Below are 2,468 nucleotides of genomic sequence, written 5' to 3'. Positions count from 1 at the left end.
GAGCAACGCCTGGTACTGGCCAAGCCCGGGCGTCGGCAAGGTGAAGCTCCACTTCACCACGCCGAGAAACGGCCAGGCATAGGCCAGGACGAGGAACAGGAGCAGCGGCGCCATCAACAGCGCCGCGCCCATCCTGTCGGAGAGAACACCTCTCATGTCAGCTCAGCAACGCCAGTGATCAGGCGGAGATGATCTTGGTGTATTCGTCGAGGGCCGCGCCGTAGTTCTTGGCGTACCAGTCCATGTCGAGCGGGATCTGCTTCTTCATGTTCTCCGGATCGACGGGGTTGATGCGCTTCTTGTCGGCGGGGATCAGCGCATCGGCCGCCGGATTGGCCGGCCCCTGGCCGAGCTTGTCGAACATGACGAGCTGCTTTTCCGGATCCTGGGCGCTGGCGATGAACTTCATCGCCGCATCCTTGCCGCCTGGGTTGTTCTTGAGCACGGCCAGCGCACCGGGCGAGATCAGACCCTGGTCCCAGATGAACTTGATCTTGCCGCCGGAATCCTGCTCGATCAGCGAGGCCCGTGTCGACCACACGATCGCCATCGACGCTTCGCCATTGAGCAGCACGCTCTGGCTCTCGGCGCCGCCGCCCCAATAGGCGACGACGTTTTCCTTGAAGGCTGATATCTTGTCATGCGCACGCTTCAAGTCGAGCGGGTAGAGCGACGCCGGCGCAATGCCGTCGGCCAGAAGGGCCGCTTCCCAGCTCGACACGCCCCATTTGTAAAGGGAACGCTTGCCGGGGAATTTCTTCACATCGAAGAAATCGGCCATGCCGGTCGGTGCATCCTTGCCGTATTTCTCGGAATCGTAGGCGATGACATAGGAGAAGAAATAGGTCGAGGCGGCATAGTCCCAGCCGAAACCGGGACGCATCTTCTTCTTGTCGACGATATTGTAGTCGATCGGCTCGAGCATGCCTTGCGCGCCGAGCGTGATGGCCGAGAACGGATCGACGTCGACAAGGTCCCAGGTCGGGGCGCCGCTCTTGGACTGCGCGGCGATCGCGCCTTCGGTCGGGCCCGAGCCGTCCATCTTGACGGTGATGCCGGTGTCCTTGGTGAAAGCCTGGCCATAGGCGGCGTCGTAAGCCGTGATCGCGTCGCCGCCCCAATTCACCAGCACCAGTTCCTTCGCCGCCGCGAAGGCTCCGGTCGAGCGCAGCAGCATCGGCGAGCCTGCAAGCACGAGTGCCGCGAGTTGCGTGAACTGGCGGCGCGAGATCTCGCCGCGTCTCGTCCTCTCGGACAGCGTTTCGATGGCCTGTTTCTTGGTGTCGTTCATGTCAGTTCCCCTTTGTTTTCGTTGATTTCAATCCGGAAACCGGTGCGGCGGATCAGGCCGCACCGGCGCTCATTGTCCTCCATCCGGAAGGAGGAAGCCCTTTTCCGCCGGCCATGTCAGCCAGACGGAATTGCCCTTGCTGAGAGCAGCCGCCGCGACCTCGTTGGGCACCGAGACGGTTACCTTGGCACCATGGCGCGTGGTGAGGTCGAGCTTGGTCGCCGCCCCCAGATAGGTCGAGGCGATCGCGGTCGCGGCGATGCCGTTCTCTCCAGCTGCCGCCTCGGGCGCGATCGACATGTGTTCGGGCCGGATCGCCAGGATGGCGTCACCGCGGACTTTCTCGGCCTTGCAGTGCATGCTGACCGCGCGGTCCTCGCAAAGGCCGGTCGAGCCGTGGTCGGCGGGCTTGACCCCCTTCAGCGGCAGCATGTTGATCTCGCCGAGGAACTCGGCGACGAAGCGATTGTCCGGCCGGTCGTAGACCTCGTCCGGCGCCCCGACCTGCAGCAGTTTGCCGTGGTTGAAAATGGCGACGCGCGACGACAGCGCCAGCGCCTCGCTCTGGTCGTGGGTGACGAAGACGAAGGTGGTGCCGGTCTCCTGATGCAGGCGCTTCATCTCGGCCTGCATCTGGCCGCGCAGGCTCTTGTCCAACGCCGAAAACGGCTCGTCGAGGAGGAGCACGCCCGGCTCGAACACCAGCGCGCGGGCAAGGGCGACGCGCTGCTGCTGGCCGCCGGACAGCTGCGACGGCAGTTTCTTCTCGTGGCCGACCAGACCGACGCGCTCGATCATCTCGCCGACGCGCTTCCTGATCTCGGCGGCCGATTTCTTGCGGACCTTGAGCGGGAAAGCGATGTTGGCTTCGACGCTCATATGCGGAAACAGCGCATAACCCTGGAACACCATGCCGGCGGCACGCTGCTCGGCCGGGCGGTCGGTGATGTCGGCGCCGTCGCTGAAAAGCCTGCCCTCGCTCGGCTGCACGAAGCCGGCCAGGATCATCAGGAAGGTGGTCTTGCCGGAGCCGGAGGGGCCAAGCAGGGTCAGGAACTCGCCGCGCCCGATGTCAAGCGTCAGATTGTCCAGTGCACGGAACGAGCCGAAGCTCTTGCCGATCCCGATTGCCTTGATCTCTGCGGCCCGGCCGGGTTGTAGCATCCTGCCTCTATCC

2 protein-coding genes and 1 pseudogene are annotated in these 2,468 nt (G+C 64.1%); all 3 read right to left on the bottom strand.

Annotated elements, in window-relative coordinates; genetic code table 11:
• Positions 1–156: pseudogene (locus EOA36_RS38625) on the bottom strand (ABC transporter permease); the annotation flags it as partial.
• A 22-nt stretch (positions 157–178) separates the two neighbouring features.
• A complete protein-coding gene (locus EOA36_RS33275) occupies positions 179–1,291 on the bottom strand; it encodes an ABC transporter substrate-binding protein (protein WP_127280994.1) in 1,113 nt (370 codons plus the stop codon).
• A 69-nt stretch (positions 1,292–1,360) separates the two neighbouring features.
• Positions 1,361–2,455, bottom strand: coding sequence for an ABC transporter ATP-binding protein (locus EOA36_RS33270; protein ID WP_127280993.1), 1,095 nt, complete (start codon positions 2,453–2,455; stop codon positions 1,361–1,363).
• Positions 2,456–2,468 lie beyond the last annotated feature (13 nt).

Origin of the sequence: Mesorhizobium sp. M8A.F.Ca.ET.021.01.1.1 (assembly GCF_003998025.1) — a bacterium.
Lineage (GTDB): Bacteria > Pseudomonadota > Alphaproteobacteria > Rhizobiales > Rhizobiaceae > Mesorhizobium.
Note: the sequence above shows the minus strand (reverse complement) of the source record. Positions and strands in the feature narration are given on the sequence as shown.

Coding starts and splice junctions, on each gene's coding strand:
- EOA36_RS33270 (WP_127280993.1), bottom strand. CDS start 2,455: ATGCTACAACCCGGCCGGGCCGCAGAGATCAAGGCAATCGGGATCGGC.
- EOA36_RS33275 (WP_127280994.1), bottom strand. CDS start 1,291: ATGAACGACACCAAGAAACAGGCCATCGAAACGCTGTCCGAGAGGACG.